This window comes from Butyrivibrio sp. AE2015 (genome assembly GCF_000420825.1).
Classification (GTDB): Bacteria; Bacillota; Clostridia; order Lachnospirales; family Lachnospiraceae; genus Butyrivibrio.
Map to the genome: position 1 here is coordinate 91,832 of NZ_ATVR01000004.1, position 20,717 is coordinate 112,548.

At 41.1% G+C, this 20,717-nt stretch carries 19 protein-coding genes, 1 tRNA gene, 1 pseudogene and 1 riboswitch; of the genes and pseudogenes, 18 read left to right on the plus strand and 3 right to left on the minus strand.

Going from position 1 to position 20,717, the window contains the following annotated elements:
• Window positions 1-74: 74 nt before the first annotated feature.
• On the minus strand, window positions 75-515 hold the full coding sequence (locus G585_RS0103530) for a type II 3-dehydroquinate dehydratase (protein WP_022773013.1): 441 nt from the start codon (window positions 513-515) through the stop codon (window positions 75-77).
• Window positions 516-703: 188 nt separating this feature from the next.
• Window positions 704-808: riboswitch (TPP riboswitch) on the plus strand.
• A 121-nt stretch (window positions 809-929) separates the two neighbouring features.
• On the opposite strand from G585_RS0103530, the gene thiW reads away from it, so the two are divergent.
• The 13 genes from thiW to G585_RS19465 all read left to right on the plus strand — a co-directional run bounded on the left by thiW (window position 930) and on the right by G585_RS19465 (window position 12,842).
• Complete coding sequence (thiW, locus tag G585_RS0103540; RefSeq protein WP_022773016.1) at window positions 930-1,463, plus strand: energy coupling factor transporter S component ThiW; 534 nt, start codon at window positions 930-932, stop codon at window positions 1,461-1,463.
• Window positions 1,463-2,296 carry a hydroxyethylthiazole kinase gene (gene thiM / locus G585_RS16985; protein WP_022773017.1) on the plus strand — a complete coding sequence of 278 codons (834 nt, stop codon included), beginning with the start codon at window positions 1,463-1,465 and terminating at the stop codon, window positions 2,294-2,296. The genes thiW and thiM overlap by 1 nt, the downstream gene beginning before the upstream one ends.
• Window positions 2,297-2,322: 26 nt before the next feature.
• Window positions 2,323-2,964: a thiamine phosphate synthase gene (gene thiE / locus G585_RS0103550; protein WP_022773019.1), complete on the plus strand. Its 642-nt coding sequence runs from the start codon at window positions 2,323-2,325 to the stop codon at window positions 2,962-2,964.
• A complete protein-coding gene (gene thiD, locus G585_RS0103555) occupies window positions 2,961-3,746 on the plus strand; it encodes a bifunctional hydroxymethylpyrimidine kinase/phosphomethylpyrimidine kinase (protein ID WP_022773020.1) in 786 nt (261 codons plus the stop codon). The genes thiE and thiD overlap by 4 nt, the downstream gene beginning before the upstream one ends.
• A gap of 83 nt (window positions 3,747-3,829) precedes the next feature.
• Window positions 3,830-5,134, plus strand: a complete 1,305-nt coding sequence (gene thiC / locus G585_RS0103560) for a phosphomethylpyrimidine synthase ThiC (protein WP_022773021.1) — start codon at window positions 3,830-3,832, stop codon at window positions 5,132-5,134.
• Between the two features lie 135 nt (window positions 5,135-5,269).
• Window positions 5,270-5,827, plus strand: coding sequence for an elongation factor P (gene efp / locus G585_RS0103565; protein ID WP_022773023.1), 558 nt, complete (start codon window positions 5,270-5,272; stop codon window positions 5,825-5,827).
• 130 nt (window positions 5,828-5,957) lie between these two features.
• Window positions 5,958-6,857 (plus strand): DUF5688 family protein, encoded by a 900-nt coding sequence (locus tag G585_RS18710; protein ID WP_022773024.1) that lies wholly within the window; start codon window positions 5,958-5,960, stop codon window positions 6,855-6,857.
• Window positions 6,858-6,902: 45 nt separating this feature from the next.
• Window positions 6,903-6,974: transfer RNA gene (locus tag G585_RS0103575), tRNA-Arg, on the plus strand.
• Between the two features lie 48 nt (window positions 6,975-7,022).
• Window positions 7,023-8,312 (plus strand): SH3 domain-containing protein, encoded by a 1,290-nt coding sequence (locus G585_RS0103580; RefSeq protein ID WP_022773026.1) that lies wholly within the window; start codon window positions 7,023-7,025, stop codon window positions 8,310-8,312.
• Window positions 8,313-8,339: 27 nt separating this feature from the next.
• The gene (locus G585_RS16995) at window positions 8,340-9,485 is read left to right on the plus strand and encodes a Gfo/Idh/MocA family protein (protein ID WP_022773027.1); all 1,146 of its coding nucleotides are present in this window, start codon (window positions 8,340-8,342) and stop codon (window positions 9,483-9,485) included.
• A gap of 12 nt (window positions 9,486-9,497) precedes the next feature.
• Window positions 9,498-10,979, plus strand: a complete 1,482-nt coding sequence (locus G585_RS0103590; RefSeq protein WP_022773028.1) for a cell wall hydrolase — start codon at window positions 9,498-9,500, stop codon at window positions 10,977-10,979.
• Window positions 10,980-11,168: 189 nt separating this feature from the next.
• On the plus strand, window positions 11,169-12,515 hold the full coding sequence (gdhA, locus tag G585_RS0103595; RefSeq protein ID WP_022773030.1) for an NADP-specific glutamate dehydrogenase: 1,347 nt from the start codon (window positions 11,169-11,171) through the stop codon (window positions 12,513-12,515).
• A gap of 168 nt (window positions 12,516-12,683) precedes the next feature.
• Window positions 12,684-12,842: a hypothetical protein gene (locus G585_RS19465; RefSeq protein ID WP_022773031.1), complete on the plus strand. Its 159-nt coding sequence runs from the start codon at window positions 12,684-12,686 to the stop codon at window positions 12,840-12,842.
• A gap of 56 nt (window positions 12,843-12,898) precedes the next feature.
• Here G585_RS19465 and G585_RS0103605 read toward each other — a convergent pair whose 3' ends face one another.
• Entirely contained in the window at window positions 12,899-14,035 is a 1,137-nt protein-coding gene (locus G585_RS0103605; protein WP_022773033.1) for a DUF4317 domain-containing protein, read from the minus strand.
• 35 nt (window positions 14,036-14,070) lie between these two features.
• Window positions 14,071-14,616 (minus strand): annotated as a pseudogene (gene fliY, locus G585_RS0103610) (flagellar motor switch phosphatase FliY); the annotation flags it as partial.
• Between the two features lie 345 nt (window positions 14,617-14,961).
• Here fliY and G585_RS0103615 point away from each other — a divergent pair.
• The 5 genes from G585_RS0103615 to ptsP all read left to right on the plus strand — a co-directional run bounded on the left by G585_RS0103615 (window position 14,962) and on the right by ptsP (window position 20,714).
• On the plus strand, window positions 14,962-15,708 hold the full coding sequence (locus G585_RS0103615) for a DeoR/GlpR family DNA-binding transcription regulator (RefSeq protein ID WP_022773035.1): 747 nt from the start codon (window positions 14,962-14,964) through the stop codon (window positions 15,706-15,708).
• Between the two features lie 16 nt (window positions 15,709-15,724).
• Window positions 15,725-16,630 carry a 1-phosphofructokinase gene (gene pfkB, locus G585_RS0103620; RefSeq protein ID WP_022773037.1) on the plus strand — a complete coding sequence of 302 codons (906 nt, stop codon included), beginning with the start codon at window positions 15,725-15,727 and terminating at the stop codon, window positions 16,628-16,630.
• An 18-nt stretch (window positions 16,631-16,648) separates the two neighbouring features.
• Window positions 16,649-18,568, plus strand: a complete 1,920-nt coding sequence (locus G585_RS0103625) for a PTS fructose transporter subunit IIABC (protein ID WP_022773038.1) — start codon at window positions 16,649-16,651, stop codon at window positions 18,566-18,568.
• 79 nt (window positions 18,569-18,647) lie between these two features.
• On the plus strand, window positions 18,648-18,911 hold the full coding sequence (locus G585_RS0103630; RefSeq protein ID WP_022773040.1) for an HPr family phosphocarrier protein: 264 nt from the start codon (window positions 18,648-18,650) through the stop codon (window positions 18,909-18,911).
• A gap of 96 nt (window positions 18,912-19,007) precedes the next feature.
• The gene (gene ptsP, locus G585_RS0103635) at window positions 19,008-20,714 is read left to right on the plus strand and encodes a phosphoenolpyruvate--protein phosphotransferase (protein ID WP_022773041.1); all 1,707 of its coding nucleotides are present in this window, start codon (window positions 19,008-19,010) and stop codon (window positions 20,712-20,714) included.
• Window positions 20,715-20,717 lie beyond the last annotated feature (3 nt).

Sequence of the window (20,717 nt, forward strand, 5' to 3'; positions counted from 1 at the left end):
TTATATCCCCAATTAGTTGTTGATTATCAAGTAAAATTGCCTGGGGCAATTTTAAGTGTAAATCAATATTAGTATTATTTTGAAAGAGTTTCTTTTATATAATCCATGGCTTCAAGGTATCCATTTAGCCCGTGTCCATATATTTGTTTGTCGCAGGCCGGAGCAGTTACAGAAATCTTTCGGAATTCTTCTCTGGACTGGATATCTGAAATATGTACTTCTACCTTTACGATTTGCTCGATGCTCTTTAGTGCATCATGGATAGCGTAGCTGTAATGTGTATAAGCTCCAGGATTAATTACGATTCCCTGAGTGCCATCGCTATAGGCTTCCTGTATTCTGTCTATAATAGCGCCTTCATGATTGGACTGGAATATTATGACTTCATCACCGTCTGCTGCAGCTTTTTCTCTTATCATGTTGCAGAGATATGCATAATCCTGATTTCCATATATAGCCTTTTCTCTTATTCCAAGGAAATTGAGATTTGGTCCGTTGATTACAAGAATTTTCATGTTCTTTCTGCTCCTGTTTCCAAATTTATCATGTTAAAAAAGATTATAAATAATGAGAAGGCAGAATAAAAGGAAAAAATACTCATTCAGAAAAAACAAATGTGAAAATAGGGGTCAGAAAAATGCAAAATAAAAACAAAATTCCCCTTGCACCTGCTATTGAATTGGTGTATAAAGAGAAAGGAAAATTTAACAGACGGGAGCTTGTATTACAGGCTGAGAGGAAGGTGTGACCTTCGACCGAGAACCTGATTTGGATAATGCCAACGTAGGGATGCCTGATACATAGGAGAATATTCGCGGAAGCAACCAAACAAGGTTACTTCCGCTTTGTGCGTTTATGGGAAAAACGCAGAGCGGATAGGAACCTTGTGAATATTATGAGCAAAACCGTCTGAGAAAAGGAGAAAAGGTATGAAAAAAAGTAACTGGTTATTAAGGATGGTAATGCTTGCAATGTTCGTTGCACTCGGGGTGGTAATATCACCGATCCTGAGGATTGAGGGAATGTGCCCAATGGCGCATCTTATCAACATCACCTGTGCTGTGTTTATGGGACCTGCCTATGCATTTTTGTGTGCAATCCTGATCGGAGTCATCAGAATGATGATCATGGGCATCCCTCCGCTTGCTCTTACAGGAGCTGTGTTTGGAGCAGCGCTTTCCGGTATTTTCTACAAACTTTCTAAAGGAAAGATCATCGCAGCTGTTCTTGGGGAAATCATTGGAACAGGAATCATAGGCGCAATTGTTTCTTACCCGGTAATGACATATATCTGGGGAAAACAGGGACTTACATGGTTCTTCTATGTACCATCATTTATCTGCGGAACCCTCATTGGAGGAAGCATAGCATTTTTGCTTCTTAACAGATTGGAGGCAGCAGGTGCTCTTTCAAAGATCCAGAACAGTTTAAAAGACATTGAAACAAAGGAAAAGGCGGCATAATGGCTGATTTGATCCATTGTATTACCAATCCAATATCTATGATGCAGTGTGCCAATGCGGTTTTGGCTCTCGGTGATAAGCCCATAATGGCTGAGCATCCATTGGAGGTAAAAGAAATAACAGATGATGCATCAGCGCTTCTATTAAATCTTGGGAATATATCTGATTCAAGGATGGAAGCTATGAAAATATCATTTGAGGCAGCTCTTTTTAAAGAGCTGCCTATTGTGCTTGATGCGGTTGGAGTTGCGTGCTCGGAGCTTAGAAGGAAATTTGCTTTGGAACTTATTAAGGAAAGAGAAGCTCTAATGCGCGATGAGAGCAGGGACTTCAAAGGATTCTTTTTGATAAAGGGCAACAATTCAGAGATAAAGGCGCTTCTTGATGAAAACTATAGGGGGCTTGGCGTTGATGCTGATGAACGCTTAAAAAAAGAAGACTCAATCAGTGCTTCAATAAAGCTTGCTGCAAGTTTAAATGCAACTGTTTTGTGCAGTGGCGAAACAGACATGATAACTGATGGGGAAAAGACATTCCTTATATCGAACGGAGTCTCGGAAATGGGGAATATAACCGGTACAGGCTGTATGCTTGGAGCTGTGTGTGCAAGTTTTCTGGCCCATGAAAAGAGTATTCATCAGGTTGTAAAAGCTTGCGCGTTTTTTGGAATTGCAGGCGAGATTGCAAGGGAAGAACTATTAAAGAATCAAAAGGATATGAATGAAAGAGTCAGCCCAATAGGCTGTGGAAGTTTCCTTATAAAACTTTTGGATGAATTATCAGTTGTAAACGAAGATATCATAGAAAAACGGATTAATTTAGATTACATATAACATATGAAAGAAGCAGGAAAAATTAAATGAGCAGAATAGACAGAGAGCAAATGAAGCTGTATCTGGTGACAGATAGTACTAACCTGCCTGAAGAGATTTTTTTAAAGAAGGTAGAAGATGCCCTGCGAGGCGGGGTGACCATGCTTCAGATAAGGGAAAAAGACAAGACTACAAGAGATTACATTGAACTTGCCGCAAAAACTCATGACATAGCTAAAAAATACAATGTGCCTCTTATTATCGATGACAGAGTGGATGTTGCCATGGCTGTAGACGCCGAGGGAGTTCATCTTGGACAGAGCGATATGCAGGTGGATAAAGCAAGAGAAATCCTGGGTGAAAAGAAAATAATAGGCGCCACCACAAAGACTGTACCCCAGGCTCTTGAGGCATACCAAAACGGTGCAGATTATCTGGGAGTTGGAGCAATTTATCCGACAACTACCAAGGTAAAAACGGTTCTCACCTCTGTGGAGACTCTGACTGACATCTGCAATAGCGTGCCTATTCCTGCTAATGCCATAGGTGGTCTTAACAAAGGCAATATTGATGTGTTGAAAGATGCTCCCATCGCTGGAATATGCGTGGTTTCTGCAATCATGAAGGCAGAAGACTCATACCAGGCAGCAAAAGAGCTGCTTAAGGCATACGAGGAACTAAAAGCATGAAAACAGTACTTACAATAGCGGGAAGCGACTGTTCAGGCGGAGCCGGGATCCAGGCGGATCTTAAGACGATTGAAGCTCATGGACTGTACGGCATGAGCGTTATCACGGCTCTGACTGCACAGAACACACTTGGAATAAGCGGAATCATGGTGGTGGGAGCTGAATTTGTAAAAATGCAGCTTGAGGCAATATTTGATGACATAAGGCCTGATGCCATAAAAATTGGAATGCTTCCTGATGCAGATGTTATGAAGGCTGTAAGGGACGTGCTTGTTGCTTATAAGGCATCAAATATCGTACTTGACCCTGTTCTTGGCTCAACATCAGGGACAGAGCTTTCTAAAAAGGCAGCGAGAGAGTTCCTTAAAAATGAGCTCTTTTGCCTGTGTGATCTGGTAACCCCTAACATTCCGGAAGCAGAGATACTCAGCGGAAGGAAGATAGGCTCAAAGAAAGATATGGAAGATGTAGCTGCGGCTTTATCTAAAGAATATGGCTGCAGCTTTTTGATAAAAGGTGGACACAGCTCTTTTGGCAGAGAGGATGAAGCTTGTGATTGCCTGTATCAAAAAGAAGCTGCTTTTATAGAAGGTAAGCGAATAGACAATCCTAACACTCATGGAACAGGATGCACCTTGTCGAGCGCTATTGCCTGTAATCTGGCTTGCGGCCTTACCATGGAAGAGTCAGTAAAAAGAGCTAAAGAATATATTGGAAAGTGCATATCGGCCAGGCTTGATATCGGCAGAGGCAGAGGCCCACTTTTACATAATTTGAGGTGACTGTTCAGAGCCGGAACCCGGAAACATAAATGTTTTCGCTTGACTCTGAATATTTACAAAATAAAAACTTGAGGAGAAAAGGTATGACAAATTACACAACACAGATGGATGCTGCGAGGAAGGGGATCATAACACCTCAGATGGAGGCTGTTGCAAAGGACGAGTACAGATCAGCAGAAGAAATAAGAGATCTTGTAGCAAGGGGACAGGTAGCAATCTGTGCTAACAAGAACCATAAGTGCCTAAAACCTAAGGGAGTAGGCTCTATGCTAAAAACAAAGATAAATGTAAATCTTGGAGTTTCAAGAGACTGCAAGGATTATGATGTTGAGATGGAAAAAGTGATGGCGGCTGTAAACATGGGTGCTGATGCCATTATGGATCTGTCTTCTCACGGAAACACACAGCCTTTTAGAAAAAAGCTTGTTGAAGAATGCCCTGTAATGCTGGGAACAGTGCCGGTTTATGACAGTGTGATCCACTATCAGAGGGACCTTTCCGAACTTACAGCCAAAGATTTCATCGATGTTATAAGGCTCCATGCTGAGGATGGTGTTGATTTCGTGACACTTCACTGCGGAATAACCAGAAAGACCATTGATCAGATAAAAAGACATAAGAGAAAAATGAATATTGTATCAAGGGGCGGTTCGCTTGTTTTTGCATGGATGAGCATGACGGGAGAAGAGAATCCTTTTTATGAGTACTTTGACGAAATCCTTGAAATATGCAGAGAACATGATGTGACAATCTCACTTGGAGATGCCTGCAGACCGGGATGTCTTGCGGATGCAAGCGATGTGTGCCAGATAGAAGAGCTGGTAAGACTTGGAGAACTGACAAAGAGAGCCTGGGAAAAGGACGTTCAGGTTATGGTTGAAGGACCGGGACATGTGCCAATGGATCAGATCGAGGCAAACATGAAGATGCAGCAGACAATCTGCATGGGAGCTCCTTTCTATGTACTTGGACCTCTTGTTACAGACATTGCTCCCGGATATGACCATATTACATCTGCAATCGGTGGTGCGATCGCAGGGGCGGCAGGTGCAGCTTTCCTTTGCTATGTGACACCGGCTGAGCACCTTGCTCTTCCAAACGTAGACGATGTTAAACAGGGTATAATCGCTTCTAAGATTGCAGCACATGCTGCTGATATAGCAAAAAAGATCCCGCATGCCATGGATATCGACAATGCGATGGCGGATGCCAGAAAGAATTTTGACTGGGACAAACAGTGGGAGTGTGCCATCGACCCTGAAACTGCGAAGGCTATAAGGGCCGACAGAGCACCTGAATTTGATGATACCTGCTCTATGTGCGGTAAATTTTGCGCTGTCAGGAGCATGAACAAAGCACTTGCTGGAGAACATATTGACATATTATAATTAGATAGACTATCCCGTAAAAAAATAGTTGAAAAAAACAAGTCTATAGTTTAAACTATACTAGTTGTTTGATGTAAAAATTTATATTGTTACTTTCTTAAACGCAGATAGTGACGTTTTTTAGGAGGATTTTTTATGATTTCTGCAAGTGATTTCAGAAATGGTATGACCATCGAAATCGATGGCAACGTATGTCAGATTATTGAATTCCAGCACGTTAAGCCTGGTAAGGGCGCTGCTTTCGTAAGAACAAAGCTTAAGGATATCATCAATGGCGGTGTTAAAGAGACAACATTCCGTCCTACTGAGAAGTTCCCAGCAGCTCGTATTGACAGAAAAGATATGCAGTATCTCTATCAGGATGGCGATATTTACAACTTCATGGATTCAGAGACTTATGAGCAGATCGGACTTACATCTGAGCAGGTTGGCGATTCTCTTAAGTTCGTAAAAGAGAATGAAGTTTGTAAGATCAATTCTTATAATGGAAATGTATTCGCAGTTGAGCCTCCAATGTTCGTAGAGCTTGCAATCTCTGAGACAGAGCCTGGATTCAAGGGCGATACAGCAACAGGTGCTACAAAGCCTGCAACTGTTGAGACTGGTGCAACTGTTTATGTTCCTCTCTTCGTTAACGAAGGAGATGTTATCAAGATTGATACAAGAACAGGTGAGTACCTTTCAAGAGTTTAATCTGTATACAACCGTATCTGATTCATTTAGATCATAATTTTATAGAAACGAATGTAAGACAATAGTTTATTTGAGCTATTGTCTTATTTTTTTACTTTTATCAAAAAATTGAAATGGAGAGGATATGAAAATGAATATATTAGAATTTGGAAAGATAATGACAGAGGAAGTAAAGGATGCGCTTGGAAATGCTGTAGATGTAGAATTTAAGGAGATTACCAAGAATAATGGTATAGTCAATCACGCACTTATTATCAGAAAACAGGCAGAAAATGTAGCTCCTACAATCTACATCGATGATCTCTATGATAAATTTAAGGATGGGAAGGTAATCATGAGTATTGTGAATGAGATTGTTGAGCTGTATAACCAGTATGCCCCAGGGGAAAGCGTTGATGTGTCATTCTTTACTGACTTTTCGAAAGTGGCAGGTCTTTTGGCATTTAAGGTTGTTAATTACTACAAGAATGAAGAAGTCCTTAGAGATATTCCTTATAAGAGATTTGCAGACCTTGCCATGATTCCGTTTTGCCTTGTTCACGATGAAAGGCTTGGAAGGGGAATCATTACTATAAAAAATGAGCACTTGAAGGAGTGGGAGGTATCCTTTGATGAGCTATGGGAGAATGTCTATGAGAATGCACCCAAAATTCTGCCGCTTACTTTCGGTAATATGGCAGAGTATGTACCTGCTCTGAAAGAAATGCCCCTTGAAGGAGTCCTTCCTGAAATGTTCGTCTTTTCCAACAGTTCAAAGATTAACGGAGCAGGAGTCTTTTTGTATCCGGGGGTAATGGAGGCGACTTCCAAAGCCCTGCAAAGCAGTTTGATCGTAATCCCTTCATCTGTGCATGAGGTGATAGTTATTCCTTCTGAGAAGATGGCAGTAGATCCGGAATATCTTTATAAAATGGTAAAAGAAGTAAATCGTACTGTTGTGGAGGATGGAGAAGTGCTAAGTGACAACGTTTATTATTATGACAAAAACACAGGTAAAATGGGGATCTTACAAGAGGAGATGGCTATTTAAATTGGACTTTAAGGTGCGCATATGATATTATATTCGGGTATGTATGCACCCGTAGTCTAATGGATAAAACGTAGGCCTCCGACGCCTTTGTTGCTGGTTCGAGTCCAGTCGGGTGCATGTTTACTAGTATAGTGGGGACTATTACTTATTCAGAGGTTTTTTATAATGAAAAAGAAAAATGACTTTAATTCATGGAGAAATGAAAAAAAGGATATATTTGCAATTCTAGGCGACAATAAAAAGATTCTCATGCCTGTTATCTTGGTACTTGCTGTTGCTATTACTGTCGGTATTGCTATCAGTGCAAACCGCAGGGCTGCGATGCTTGCTGAAGCTCCGGCCGATTCTGACGTGGCAGCGACTTTTGAAATTCAGGATGTAACTATGGAAGAGAATGCATATCCTGATGTGAATGCTCTTGTTGATACTTATTACACTGCAATGGCTGAGGGTGATTCAGAGACTATCAAGTCTATCTACAAGGGACTTGATGAGACAGAAGCTCTTAAGGCAGTTGCAGCTGCAGATTATATAGAGGATTTCGAGAATATCATTGTATATACAAAACCCGGTCCATTGACCGGAAGCTATGTGGCTTACGTATATAACGAGGTTAAGCTATATGAGTATGAAAAAGCCATTCCCGGACTTGAGACTATGTACATCTGTACTGATGAGAATGGTAGTCTTTATATCAATGGAGACATTGCTGATGCCAACGAGATTGAGTATATAAAGAACGTGAATGTGCAGGCTGATGTTATTGACTTAAACAACAAGGTAGCATCAAGCTATAATGAGATGGTCAATTCTGATGAAGCGCTTGCAGAGCTTTTGACCAAGATGAGATCTGGAATTCAGGTATCAGTAGGAGAGGCTCTTGCATCTTCTGAGGCAAGCTCATCAACTGCAGATGATGCAGAGGCAAGTGATGAGAGCTCAGAAGAAGTCAGCGAGGCAGCACAGGAGACAGAGCCTGAGACAACGACGGTTCGCACTATTAAGGCAACAGACGTAATAAACATCAGAAAGTCTGATAGTGAAACAGCAGATGTCCTTGCCAAGACTTCAAAGGGAGAGGAATTTAAGGAGCTTGAAGCTCTTGCGAACGGATGGAGCAAGATAGAATATAATGGCGGAGTTGCTTACGTAAAGACTGAGTTTTTTGAGGTTGTAAGTGAAGAAACTGTCACAGTTGATAATAAAGAGACTGAAACAGAAACTGAGACAACAACAGAGGAGGCAACTTCAACAAAGGACACTTCTGCCAAGACTGGCAAGATGACTGTAAAGGATTCAGTAAGACTTCGTAAGTCTGAGAGCACAGAGGCTGAGATCATATCAATGATATATGCTGGTTCAACAGTCAATGTAGTGGAACAATACGCTAACGGCTGGGCAAAAGTAGAGTATAATGGAAATACAGGATATATCAAATCTGAATTTTTAGAGTAATCAGACCCGAATAAGGAGGCAAGCTATATGTTTGGACGAACAAGAGTTGCTATTATGGGGACTGGCAAAATTGCAGGAGTTATGGCCAAAACCCTTAAAAATACCAAGGGAGTTGTCTGCTATGCAGTTGGTTCAAGGACTGAAGAGAAGGCTAAAGCATTTGCATCCCAATATGGAATAAAGAGATATTATGGATCTTATGAAAGTCTTGTGGCGGATCCAAAGATTGACCTTGTTTATATTGCAACTCCGCATTCTGAGCATTTTGATAATGTGAAGCTGGCCCTTTTAAATGGCAAGCATGTTTTATGTGAAAAGGCTTTTATGCTGAATGAACAGCAGGCTAAAACCATATTTGATCTGGCTGAAGAGAAAAATCTCCTTGTAGTAGAAGCTATGTGGGTAAGATTTATGCCTATGAGAAATAAGCTCATGGAGGTTCTGGCCGGAGGTGTTATTGGCGAGCCTACGATGCTTACAGCCAATTTAGGGTATAACATCGCGAATAAAGAGAGAATTGCCAAGCCTGAGCTTGGTGGTGGGGTTCTCCTTGATCTTGGCGTATATGTTCTTAATTTTGCGTCAATGGTATTTGGAAATGATGTGACAGATATTGTTTCCATGTGCTCTTTTAACAATTTTGGGATGGACCTTCATGACAGTATTACGCTTAGGTACAGAGATGGCAAAATGGCCGTGCTTAATGCGTCAGGTCTTTCTGTAAGTGACAGAAGCGGTGTTATCTATGGAACAAAAGGATATATTGTTGTAGATAATATAAATAATTTTGAGGGAATCACGGTTTACGACTCTGACCACAAAAAGACTGCTTATTATAAACGGCCTAAGCAGAAGACGGGTTATGAGTATGAGGTTGAGGCATGTGTGAGAGCGCTTAATGAGAAGTGGATTGAGTGTCCTGAAATGCCACATTCTGAGAGTCTTAAGATCCTTAATATGATGGATTTTATCAGAAAGACTAATGGAATAGTATTTCCTATAGAGAAGGAAACAGATGTTACAGTTACAGATGCGATAGAAACGGCTATTACTACGGAAGAAGTTGAGGGAACTTCTGAAGAAAAACAAATTGAGGGAACTTCTGAAGGAACGCAAGTAGCGGTAGCTTCTGAAGAAAAACAGGATGAGAATGCGGGGGCTGTAGAAGAGTAAGACGAGGAGTTTATGCAAAAGAAGTATTTATTGGGAATTTTGCTCATAGCGATAATAGCAGGAAATATTCCGTTCATCAGTTATGCTGATGAATATGAAGATACTATCGCTGCAATGCAGCAGCAGGAAGCACAAACTCAGGCGGAAATTTCTGATCTTGAAAAGCAGACTAAGGAAACACAGGATGCTATCAGCGCTCTTCAGGGACAGAAAGCTCAGACTCAGAACAACGTATCTAACCTGGAAACTCAGAGTAGTGCGTTGCAGAGTACAATTAATGGATATTCCAATAAACTTAATTCGCTTAACGAAGAGATTTCTGAAGCAGAAGTGGCAATGGCTGAAGTGTCTTCAGAAATCGTTAAGCTTAATTCTGAACTTCAGCAAGCTAAGGCTGAGGAACAGGACAGATATAATCTTTTAAAGAAACGACTTAAGTCCACCTACGAAAAAGGGTCAGGTGCCGGACTTCTTCAAATTCTTTTGGAATCAGGTTCAATCCAGGAATTTCTTACAAAATTTGAATATTTAAATGCCATCATCGAATATGATCAGAGAAAGATCAGTGAATATCAGGAATTGCAGGCTGATATTGAGAGTAAAAAAGCTGTGGTGGAAGAAAAAGAAGCAGAACTTGATGAGTATCAGACACAACTTGATGAGAAACATGATGAACTGGCTGATCTTACAGATACAGTAAGAGGACAGCTTAGCAATACCAAGAGTACTCTTTCTTCTGAGAAAAACAAACTTGCTGATTATGACAAACAGCTTACTGAGCTTGATGCCAAGATGAAAGCCCTGGAGGCTAAAACGGCAGCGGCACAGGCAGCTCTTGCTAAACAGATAGCCGAGAGACTTGCAATGACTAAGGAAGATACTTCAGGTTCTTACGCTGCAAGTGCGGATGAGCTTACCTGGCTGGCGGCAACAATACAGGCCGAGGCAGATGGAGAATCCTATACAGGTAAGCTGGCAGTAGGCTCTGTGATCATGAACAGAGTTAAGAGTTCTGCTTTCCCGAGCACAGTTGTGGGTGTAATAACGCAGAATATGCAGTTTGCATCCTATCGTTCCGGTAAGGTTGAGCTTATTATATCAAACGGTCCCAATTCCACATGTATACGTGCGGCTCAGGAGGTTTTGGATGGAGCCCGTGTAGGTGATTATCTCTTTTTCATGACCAGATACTGGGCAGATTATTATGGAATTGCCGAATATGAGATGATTGGTAATCATGCATTCTTCTATCGCTGGATCGTAAAAGAGAAAGAAGAGGAAGAGGAGCAGGAAGTCGAGGAATCTGACAGCAGCTCTGAAAACAATGAAAGCGAATCATCTTCAGAATCTGAAAATGAGGAGAATTCTGAAGAATCCGAGGAGAATTCAGAGGAGTCAGAAGATAATTCAGAAGACAATTCTGAGGAAAACTCTGAGGAAAATTCCGAGGAAAACTCTGAGAATAGTGGAGATTCAGGTGAAGGCGGCGAGTAAGGCTATCTGAAAGACTATTTCAAATAGTTGAAAAATAATTAGATTTTACTATTGCACTTTAAATTACTAAAATGTATAATCGTATACATGCAGTGATGTCTGCGCAATGGGGCGTAGAGACCTTTGGTTTCTTACGCCCCTTTTTATTACATTGTTTTTATGTGCCAAGGCACAGGAAGGAGAATGAAAATGTCATACGTTGATGAGATCTACGATTATGTCGTAGAAAAGAACCCAGCTCAGCCAGAATTCCATCAGGCAGTTAAGGAGGTACTTGAGTCACTCCGTGTTGTTATTGAAGCTAACGAAGAAGAATACCGCAAGGATGCTCTTTTAGAGAGACTTGTTACTCCTGAAAGACAGATTCTTTTCAGAGTTCCTTGGGTTGATGATAAAGGACAGGTTCAGGTTAACAATGGCTTCCGTGTTCAGTTCAATTCAGCAATCGGACCATACAAGGGTGGTCTTCGTTTTCACCCTTCAGTAAACCTTGGAATTATTAAGTTCCTTGGATTTGAGCAGATCTTCAAGAATTCTCTTACAAGCCTTCCTATCGGCGGTGGTAAGGGTGGTTCTGACTTTGATCCTAAGGGCAAGTCAGACAGAGAAGTTATGGCTTTCTGCCAGAGCTTCATGACAGAGCTGTTCAGACACATCGGTGCTGACACAGACGTTCCTGCCGGAGATATCGGTGTAGGTGGACGTGAGATCGGTTATCTTTATGGCCAGTACAAGAGAATCAGAGACGTATATGAAGGAGTTCTTACAGGTAAGGGACTTACATACGGCGGATCACTTGCTCGTACACAGGCTACAGGTTATGGACTCGTATATATCACAGAAGAACTTTTGAAGGATCATGGCAAGGATATGGCTGGTAAGACAGTTGTTGTATCCGGTGCAGGAAACGTAGCAATCTACGCTATTGAGAAGGCTCAGCAGCTCGGTGCAAAGGTTGTAACATGTTCTGATTCTACAGGTTGGATTTATGATCCGGAAGGAATTGATGTTGCTCTTCTTAAGGAAGTAAAAGAGGTTAAGAGAGCTCGTCTTTCTGAGTATGCCGCTGCCAGAAAGTCTGCAGAATATCATGAGAAGAAGAACGGTGAGCATGGCGTATGGAACGTTAAGTGTGATGTAGCTCTTCCTTGTGCAACACAGAACGAGCTTGATCTTGATGATGCTAAGGCTCTTGTAGCAAATGGCGTAATCGCTGTTTGTGAGGGTGCTAACATGCCTTCAACAATTGAAGCTACAAAGTACCTTCAGGACAATGGAGTTCTCTTTATCTGTGGTAAGGCTTCTAATGCCGGTGGTGTTGCAACATCAGCTCTTGAGATGAGCCAGAATAGTGAGAGACTTTCATGGACATTCGAAGAAGTTGATAATAAGCTCCAGGGCATCATGGTCAACATCTATAAGAGCATTTCTGAAGCAGCAAAGAAGTATGGCAAGGAAGGCGACTATGTTGCAGGTGCAAATATTGCCGGATTCCTTAAGGTTGCTGAAGCTATGAAGGCTCAGGGTATTGTTTGATAATTACAGGTGAATAAAAGATTCATTATTCTGGTCGAAGACTGTTTTTGTTTTTCGAGGACACACTTATTTCACACTTTTTTGTGTAAAATGACATTGCAAAGATTATGAAAAACAGATAATATAAATCACGCTACTGTTGTTGGTCTTTTATACGGAGGCGACGATATGGGTGAATGGAAACAGGTCTTTGACCGAGTGATGGATCAGTTATATAACCATCCTGAAGAGATGCGTGCCAGACTTCTTAATAAGTATGATAATAATAAATATAAAACTGAGGAACGTCCTCAAACTGCTATTGAGATGCTTCGAGGTATGCACTGATTAAAATAGTAAAATAAAGGCGATGAAATGATCTTCATTTCATCGCCTTTTGTTCTTTATTTATTCATAAATGTTCTAACATTGATCCCGTTTACTTCAATATGATCATCTACCGCGATAACAAGGCACTGTCTGCCGTCAACTATTTTGGATTCTACAAGATCTGTGCGGTCTGGTTTAACCTTGATAACTACGTCAGGTGTTTCAATGTCGAATTTCTTGGTATTGGCAATGTTGCTTGCAAGAAGAGGGAAGTCCTCATCACCTGCGCATTTTGTGTAGTTCTCCTCGAAATATCCAAGTCGCTCTTCAGATACGCCACTATCCTGAAGGAGCTGCTTGACGTCTTTTTTGGAAAGCTCAAGTGGTTCAGGGTCTTCAGCGTGATCTTCGATCATATCGTTTAAGTTATCATGAATGTTCTTCATGATGTCATAGTCAGCATCCTCGCCGATAGTGTTCTGGACAACCGCATCGAAGATGTCCTTCTGCTCCGGAGCGGATATAGGAGCTCTTCCACCGAACATGGCCTCCACAAATTCTGGCTGAAGATCATCAGGTTTTTTGGTGAAGTAGAGCATATTGTGGATATCCATATCTCTTTCTATGAAAGCAGGGAAAAGAAATCCCTTTGTAGGACCCTCTACAATCCAATCGCGGTATCTGTCCTCTATAACATTCTTGGATTCATTGTAGCCAAGACCTGCCTTTGAAAGCTTTACAGGGCAGATGCTGCAAAGAATGTAGTCATAGATCTTGTCGGAAGCATCTTCCATTTCGATTCCGTCATTTGTGACACCGGGAATATCGTAAACTGCGTGAACTACGATTATGTAATAGTTTTCTCCGTTGATGTAATTGGCTATGATCTTGTCGTAGAATTCCTCTAAGAGCTCATCATCTTCAAGCCTTGAATTACGGAGAGTCAAAAGAAAGTCCTGAGTTCCTCCCGGCTGTTCCTGGTCAAGAGGAAACTCAAGACTGATCAGATTCTTGCCAAATGTTCCTGCAAGTGTGTGCTGGAAAATATCCAGATATTTAAACATTTCTTCCTCTGGGATCTGTCCAAAGGCCTTTCTGAAAGTAAGTCGCTTGTTTTTTTCATGATCAACATAGCATCCGCAAATGTGATCGATAGTGCATCTGTCTGGTGTGAACTGCTTCTTGATTTCTAGTGTTTCTGCCTTATTCATTATAAATATTATTTTCCTTTATCCATAAATTTTTGGCACATATCCTCAGCAAACTGTACCGGATATAATTGTACCATAACGGAATCAATAAGGTCACCTATCGTCATCCTAAATGCTATTTTAACAAATTTATCGTAGGTAGTATCAAACATTTTTTCAAAAACTTTTATGCTCTCTACGTCAATCTGATTGACGATAGGAGTACTGATATCAGTTGCAATTCCCAGCATTGAGGACAGACTTGTGGCGCTTGTACCCATCATCTGGTTCATTGCTTCAGAAGCGGCTGACAAATGAAGCTCTGTGATCTCACCTGAGGTATTTGTTCCATCGCCGCCCATCATAAGGTCGGTCATGACTTTAACATCGTGTTCTTTCAAAACGAGCACGTTATTGCCCTGAAGGCCTTTTACATAATGGATCTGTACAAATATACAGGTCTTTTCGTAGTCATCAAGGGCTTCACTTCTCTTAATGACTTTAACATTCGGGGTAGTGATATCTACCTTTTTATTTACCATCATACTCAGAGTGGTAGCGGAATTTCCCATGCTTATATTGGCAATCTCACCTAAGATATCAACCTGCTCATTAGTTAAGCTCATTCCTTCCAAGACAGTTACCTCCATGATTTAATATGAAATCTACTAATATTTTAGTTTATTTAACGCATTTTTGTAAAGGAAGATTTACGTAATAACCTTAAGGTTTATTCTTTTTTAAGAATATATTTATAACCTTTAGTTTATAATATAAGAAGTGGAAGTATTTGTTCAGATTTGGTCACAAAAATTACATATTTTGATCGTTTGTGCTTATTTTGTGAGTATCTTACAATATTAGCGGTGATTAATTGTGATTAATATTGATTGAAATTGATTGAGTATGATGATATTATTTATTCAATAAAAAACAAAGAGGGCAATATGCTTACACAAGAGCGTCGTGATCTTATAGTTTCATATGTTAATGATAACAATGCAGTTACAGTAGCAGAGCTTATGGAGAAATTTGATGCTTCCGCTGCTACGATTCGTCGTGATCTTTCTGTCCTTCATGATGAAAAAAAGATACTTAAGGTATTCGGTGGTGCAACATCTGTTATGTCCGGTGATGTGACAACTTTTGAGCCGCCAGTATCAGCTAAGGCCTCCCTTAACAGGGAAGAAAAAGATGCGATAAGTAAATATGCAGCATCTTTAATATATGATGATGACTTTGTTTATATAGATTCAGGAACAACGACACTTGAGATGATCAAGTATATAGAAAACAGCAAGGCCAAGTACATTACAAACGGAATTGTACATGCCAAGAAGCTTTTGGAAAAAGGCCTTAATACCATGATCATCGGTGGAAGATGCAAGGCTTCAACAGAAGCGATCATCGGTCCTGATTGTATCGAGGGCATCAGTAAATATCATTTTACTAAGGCTTTTATGGGAACAAACGGCATTTCAATCCCGGCAGGCTTTACAACTCCTGATGTGGATGAAGCCCTGGTAAAGCAGGAAGCTGTCAAACATGCGTATATCTCCTATATTCTGGCAGATCATACCAAATTTGGTCAGGTTAGTTCAGTTACTTTTGCAGACATAACAAGCTGCTGCATTATAACGGATAAAGAGCCCAGTAAGAACTATAGTAGTAAAACAATCGTGAAGGTTGTATGAAGTAAGGAGGAAACACATGATCTATACGGTTACTTTTAATCCGGCAATTGATTATGTAGTCAGAATGAGCGATTCTCTTTTACCTGGAATGACAAACCGCTCAGATTCTGAGGAATGTTACTTTGGTGGAAAGGGAATCAATGTATCAACTATTCTTAAGAACTTGGGAATAGACAATACAGCTCTTGGTTTCGTTGCAGGTTTCACCGGAGAAGCAATCGAAAAGAGTGTAAATGAGAGAGGAATTAAAGCTGACTTCATAAAGCTGAGCGATGGAATCTCAAGAATCAATGTAAAGATAAAAGGACAGGCTGAAACAGAGATAAATGCCCAGGGTCCCAAGATTCCGGCAGATGCTCTGGACAAGCTTTTCTCCCAGATAAAAGAGCTTAAGGATGGCGACATTCTTATTCTTGCAGGAAGTATTCCAAATTCACTTCCAAGTGACGTTTATGAAAGAATTATTTCTTTTGTCTGCGATAAGAAGATCGAAGTTGTTGTTGATGCCACAAAGGACCTTTTAAAGAACGTCCTTAAGTATCATCCATTTTTAATAAAGCCAAACAATCACGAACTTGGTGAGATGTTTGGAACGGTTCTTAAGACCGATGATGAGATTGAGGAACATGCTAGAAAACTTCAGGAGATGGGCGCCAGAAATGTTCTTATTTCCATGGCTGGTGACGGTTCAATGCTCATTACTGAGACCGGTGAGAAATACCGCGTAGGTGTTCCAAAGGGGAAGGTTAGAAATTCGGTAGGTGCAGGCGATTCAATGGTCGCTGGCTTCATCGCCGGATATCTAAATAAAGGGAGCTACGAAGAGGCTCTCAAAATGGGTACTGCTGCTGGAAGCGCCACAGCTTTTTCAGACGATCTGGCAACAGGAGAAGCAATACACGAACTATATAATAGCCTATAAGGCATACAAGGAGGGACTATGAAAATCACAGATTTACTAAAGAAAGAGGGTATACTCTTGAATTGCCCTGCTACTGACAGGGAAAGCGCGATTGATGCACTCATCGACCTGCATTCAAAGGTTGGTAATCTTAATGATGCAGCAGCATTTAAAGAAGCAATTCTTGCGCGTGAAGAGAAGGGGTCAACTGCAATTGGTATGGGAATTGCTGTTCCTCATGGAAAGTCAGCAGCAGTAAAGACAGCAGGACTTACAGCTATCACAATTCCAAGCGGAATTGATTACAAATCACTTGATGGAAACCCAAGTAATCTTTTCTTCATGATCGCTGCACCTGATACAGCAGCTGATACACACTTGGAAGTTCTTTCAAAGCTCATGACTCTACTTATGGACCAGTCATTTGCTAAAAAGCTTGTTGAAGCAAAAACAGCTGATGAATTCCTTAAAGTAATCGACGATAAGGAAGCAGAAAAAGACAAAGAGACAAGCGCAAAGGCTGCACCTGCAGCAAAACCTTCTGTAAAGAAGCTTGTTGGTGTTACAGCTTGTCCTACAGGTATCGCGCATACATTTATGGCTGCTGAAGCTTTAGAGCTTAAGGCAAAAGAGCTTGGAATTGATATCAAGGTTGAAAAAGACGGTTCAGCCGGAGCAAAAGATGTTCTTACTGCAAAAGAGATCGAAGAAGCAGACGCAGTTATCGTAGCATGTGATAAGAATATTGATATGGGCAGATTCAATGGAAAGCCTGTTATCATCACATCTACTAAAGAAGCTATACACAACCCTGAAAACCTCATTAAGAGGGCAACTGACGGGGATGTTTCAATTTATCATCACTCAGGAAAGATCTCAGCTTCATCAGAAGCTACTAATGAATCAGCAGGCCGTCAGGCTTACAAGCACCTTATGAATGGTGTATCACATATGCTTCCATTCGTTATTGGTGGTGGTATCCTTATCGCTATCGCTTTCCTTTTGGATGATTTCTCAATTGACCCAAGTAACTTTGGTAGCAACACTCCTGTAGCTGCATGGTTTAAGTCAATTGGTGGTACAGCATTTGGATTTATGCTTCCAATTCTTGCCGGATTTATTGCACAGAGTATTGCAGACCGCCCAGGTCTTGCAGTTGGTTTTGTAGGTGGTGCACTTGCAAGCACAGGTGCTACTTTCGTTTCACCTGGCGGAGATGTTCCTTCAGCTTTCCTTGGCGCTTTGGTTGCTGGTTTTGCAGCTGGTTACCTTGTACGCTTCATGGAAAAGATCTGTGAGAAACTTCCACAGGCACTTGAAGGTATCAAACCTGTACTTATCTATCCTCTTTGCGGTATCTTCATCATCGGTATTGTTATGTGTGCGATCAACCCTATCGTTGGTGCTCTTAACGCATGGATAACAGCTCTTCTTGAAGGAATGGGAACAGGTTCTATGGTAGTTCTTGGTATCCTCCTTGGAGCAATGATGGCAACAGATATGGGTGGCCCTCTTAATAAGGCTGCTTACGCATTTGGACTTGCAAGTCTTGCTAACCAGAATGAGACAGGTCATATGATCATGGCTGCAATCATGGTTGGTGGTATGGTTCCTCCAATTGCAATCGCTCTTGCAACTATTTTCTTTAAGAATAAGTTCACTCCAGCAGAGAGAAAGTCAGGACCTGTTAACTTTATCATGGGTCTTTGCTTCATCACAGAGGGTGCTATCCCATTTGCAGCAGCTGATCCTATCAGAGTAATACCATCTCTTATGGTTGGTTCAGGTGTTGCCGGAGCTCTTTCAATGGCATTTAAGTGCACACTTAGAGCACCTCACGGTGGAATCTTCGTATTCCCTGTAGTTGGTAACGTAGCAATGTATCTTGTAGCTCTTTTGATTGGATCTGTTGCAGGATGCTTTATGCTTGGTCTTCTTAAAAAGAATATTGAAGACTGATATAACACAAATTGATGATGTACAGCTGCTTCTTTAAGTGGCTGTACATCAGGTTTTCATTTTAGAAAGGATTTAAAAAATGGTATCACAGGTAGTAAAAGTAACAAATGAACAGGGAATGCACATGCGTCCGGCAAGTCTTTTTTGTCAGACAGTAACTCCTTTTAGCAGCGACGTTAAGGTTGTTTTCAACGGAACAGCTTATGATGCTAAGAGCGTTATGATGCTTATGAGCGCTTGCATCAAGTGCGGTGCCGAGATCGAGATCCAGTGCGATGGTCCTGATGAAGCAGAAGCTTTAAAGAAGGCTGTTGAACTTGTTGAGAGTGGATTAGGAGATTGACCATGACTACTTAACGAGGTTTTATCGAGTTTAGTAGGCATGGTCGTTCTGGCGAGGATTGAAAATCCGAGAGCAGAACTTCATTAGGAGGTACGCATGTATAAAGGAATCGCCGCATCACGCGGTATAGGAATCGGAAGTGTCTGCGTTATTGTTGAGCACGATCTTAAATTTGAAGCGAAAAAGATTGAAGATATACAAGCTGAAAAAGAACGTTTTAATAAAGCTGTAGAGGAATTCATAACCGAAACAACTGCTCAGGCTGAAGACATCAGGAAAAAGATTGGCTCAAAAGAAGCTGAAATCCTCGAGGGCCATATAGTTATGATTTCCGATCCCTCCATGGCCGGAGAGATGACCAAAATGATCGATTCAGGCCAGTGTGCCGAGTCTGCTGTAGAAGCAGTTTGTGACATGTTTATTGGCATGTTCTCAAAGATGGACGATGACATGATGCGTCAGAGAGCTTCAGACATCAGCGATGTTAAGATCTCTATGCTCAAAATTCTCCTTGGTATAAAGGACATAGATATAAGTAAGGTGGCTCCGGGAACAGTTCTTGTGGCTAAGGATCTTACTCCATCAATGACATCTCAGATCAACAAGGAAAACGTTGTTGGTATTCTCACAGAGGTGGGTGGAAAGACTTCTCATTCAGCTATTTTGGCAAGGGCGTTGGAAATACCAGCAGTTCTTTCTGTTCCTGATATTACAAAGCTTGTTAAGGATAAAGACACTGCAATAGTAGATGGTACAGAGGGCAATGTATATATTAATCCTGAGGGAGATGTACTTTCACAGTACATTTTGAAGAGAGAAGAGTTCATCAAAAAACAGTCTGAGCTCAAGGGTTTCCTTGGAAAAGAAACTAAGACTCTTGATGGTGACACTGTTGAACTTTTCTGTAATATCGGTACTCCAAAGGATGCTAAAAAAGCCATTGAATGTGATGGCGAAGGAATAGGTCTTTTCCGTTCAGAGTTCTTGTTCATGGATAACAATCACATGCCTACTGAGGATGAGCAGTTTGCTGCTTATAAAGAGGCGGCTGAGACCATGGGTGGAAAGCCTGTGATCATCAGAACTCTGGACATCGGTGGAGATAAAGATATTCCTTATCTCAACATGAAAAAAGAAGAGAATCCATTTCTTGGTTACAGAGCTGTAAGATACTGCCTTGGAAACAAGGACAGCTATATGATCCAGCTCCGCGCAATAGTCAGAGCAAGTGCATATGGTAAAGTTAAGATCATGATCCCTCTTGTAACCTGCGTTGATGAACTTAGAGCGGTTAAAGAGCTGGTAGAAGAGATTAAAAAGGATTTCGATGAGCAGGGAGTTGCCTATGACAAGGACATTGAAGTGGGCTGCATGATCGAGACTCCTGCTGCTTCACTTATAGCTGATATTCTTGCTAAGGAGGCAGATTTCTTCTCAATCGGAACTAATGATCTTACTCAGTACACAATGAGTGTTGACAGAGGAAATGCTGATGTTGCATACCTTTATTCAACCTTCCAGCCATCTGTGCTGCGTTCAATAAAGAACATTATAGAATGCGGGAGAAAGGCAGGAATTCCTGTAGGAATGTGTGGAGAAGCTGCAGCTGATCCTATGCTGATTCCTCTTCTTATATCATTTGGACTTACAGAGTTCAGCGTTAATCCTGTTCTTGTTCTTACTGCAAGATGTGTTATCTCTAAGTGGAGCAAGGAAGAGGCCGATAAATTGGCTGAAAAGGTCATGGCCCTTGATAACGAAAAAGAAATCGCAGCTCTTTTGAAAGAGTCTGCAAAAGAATGATGG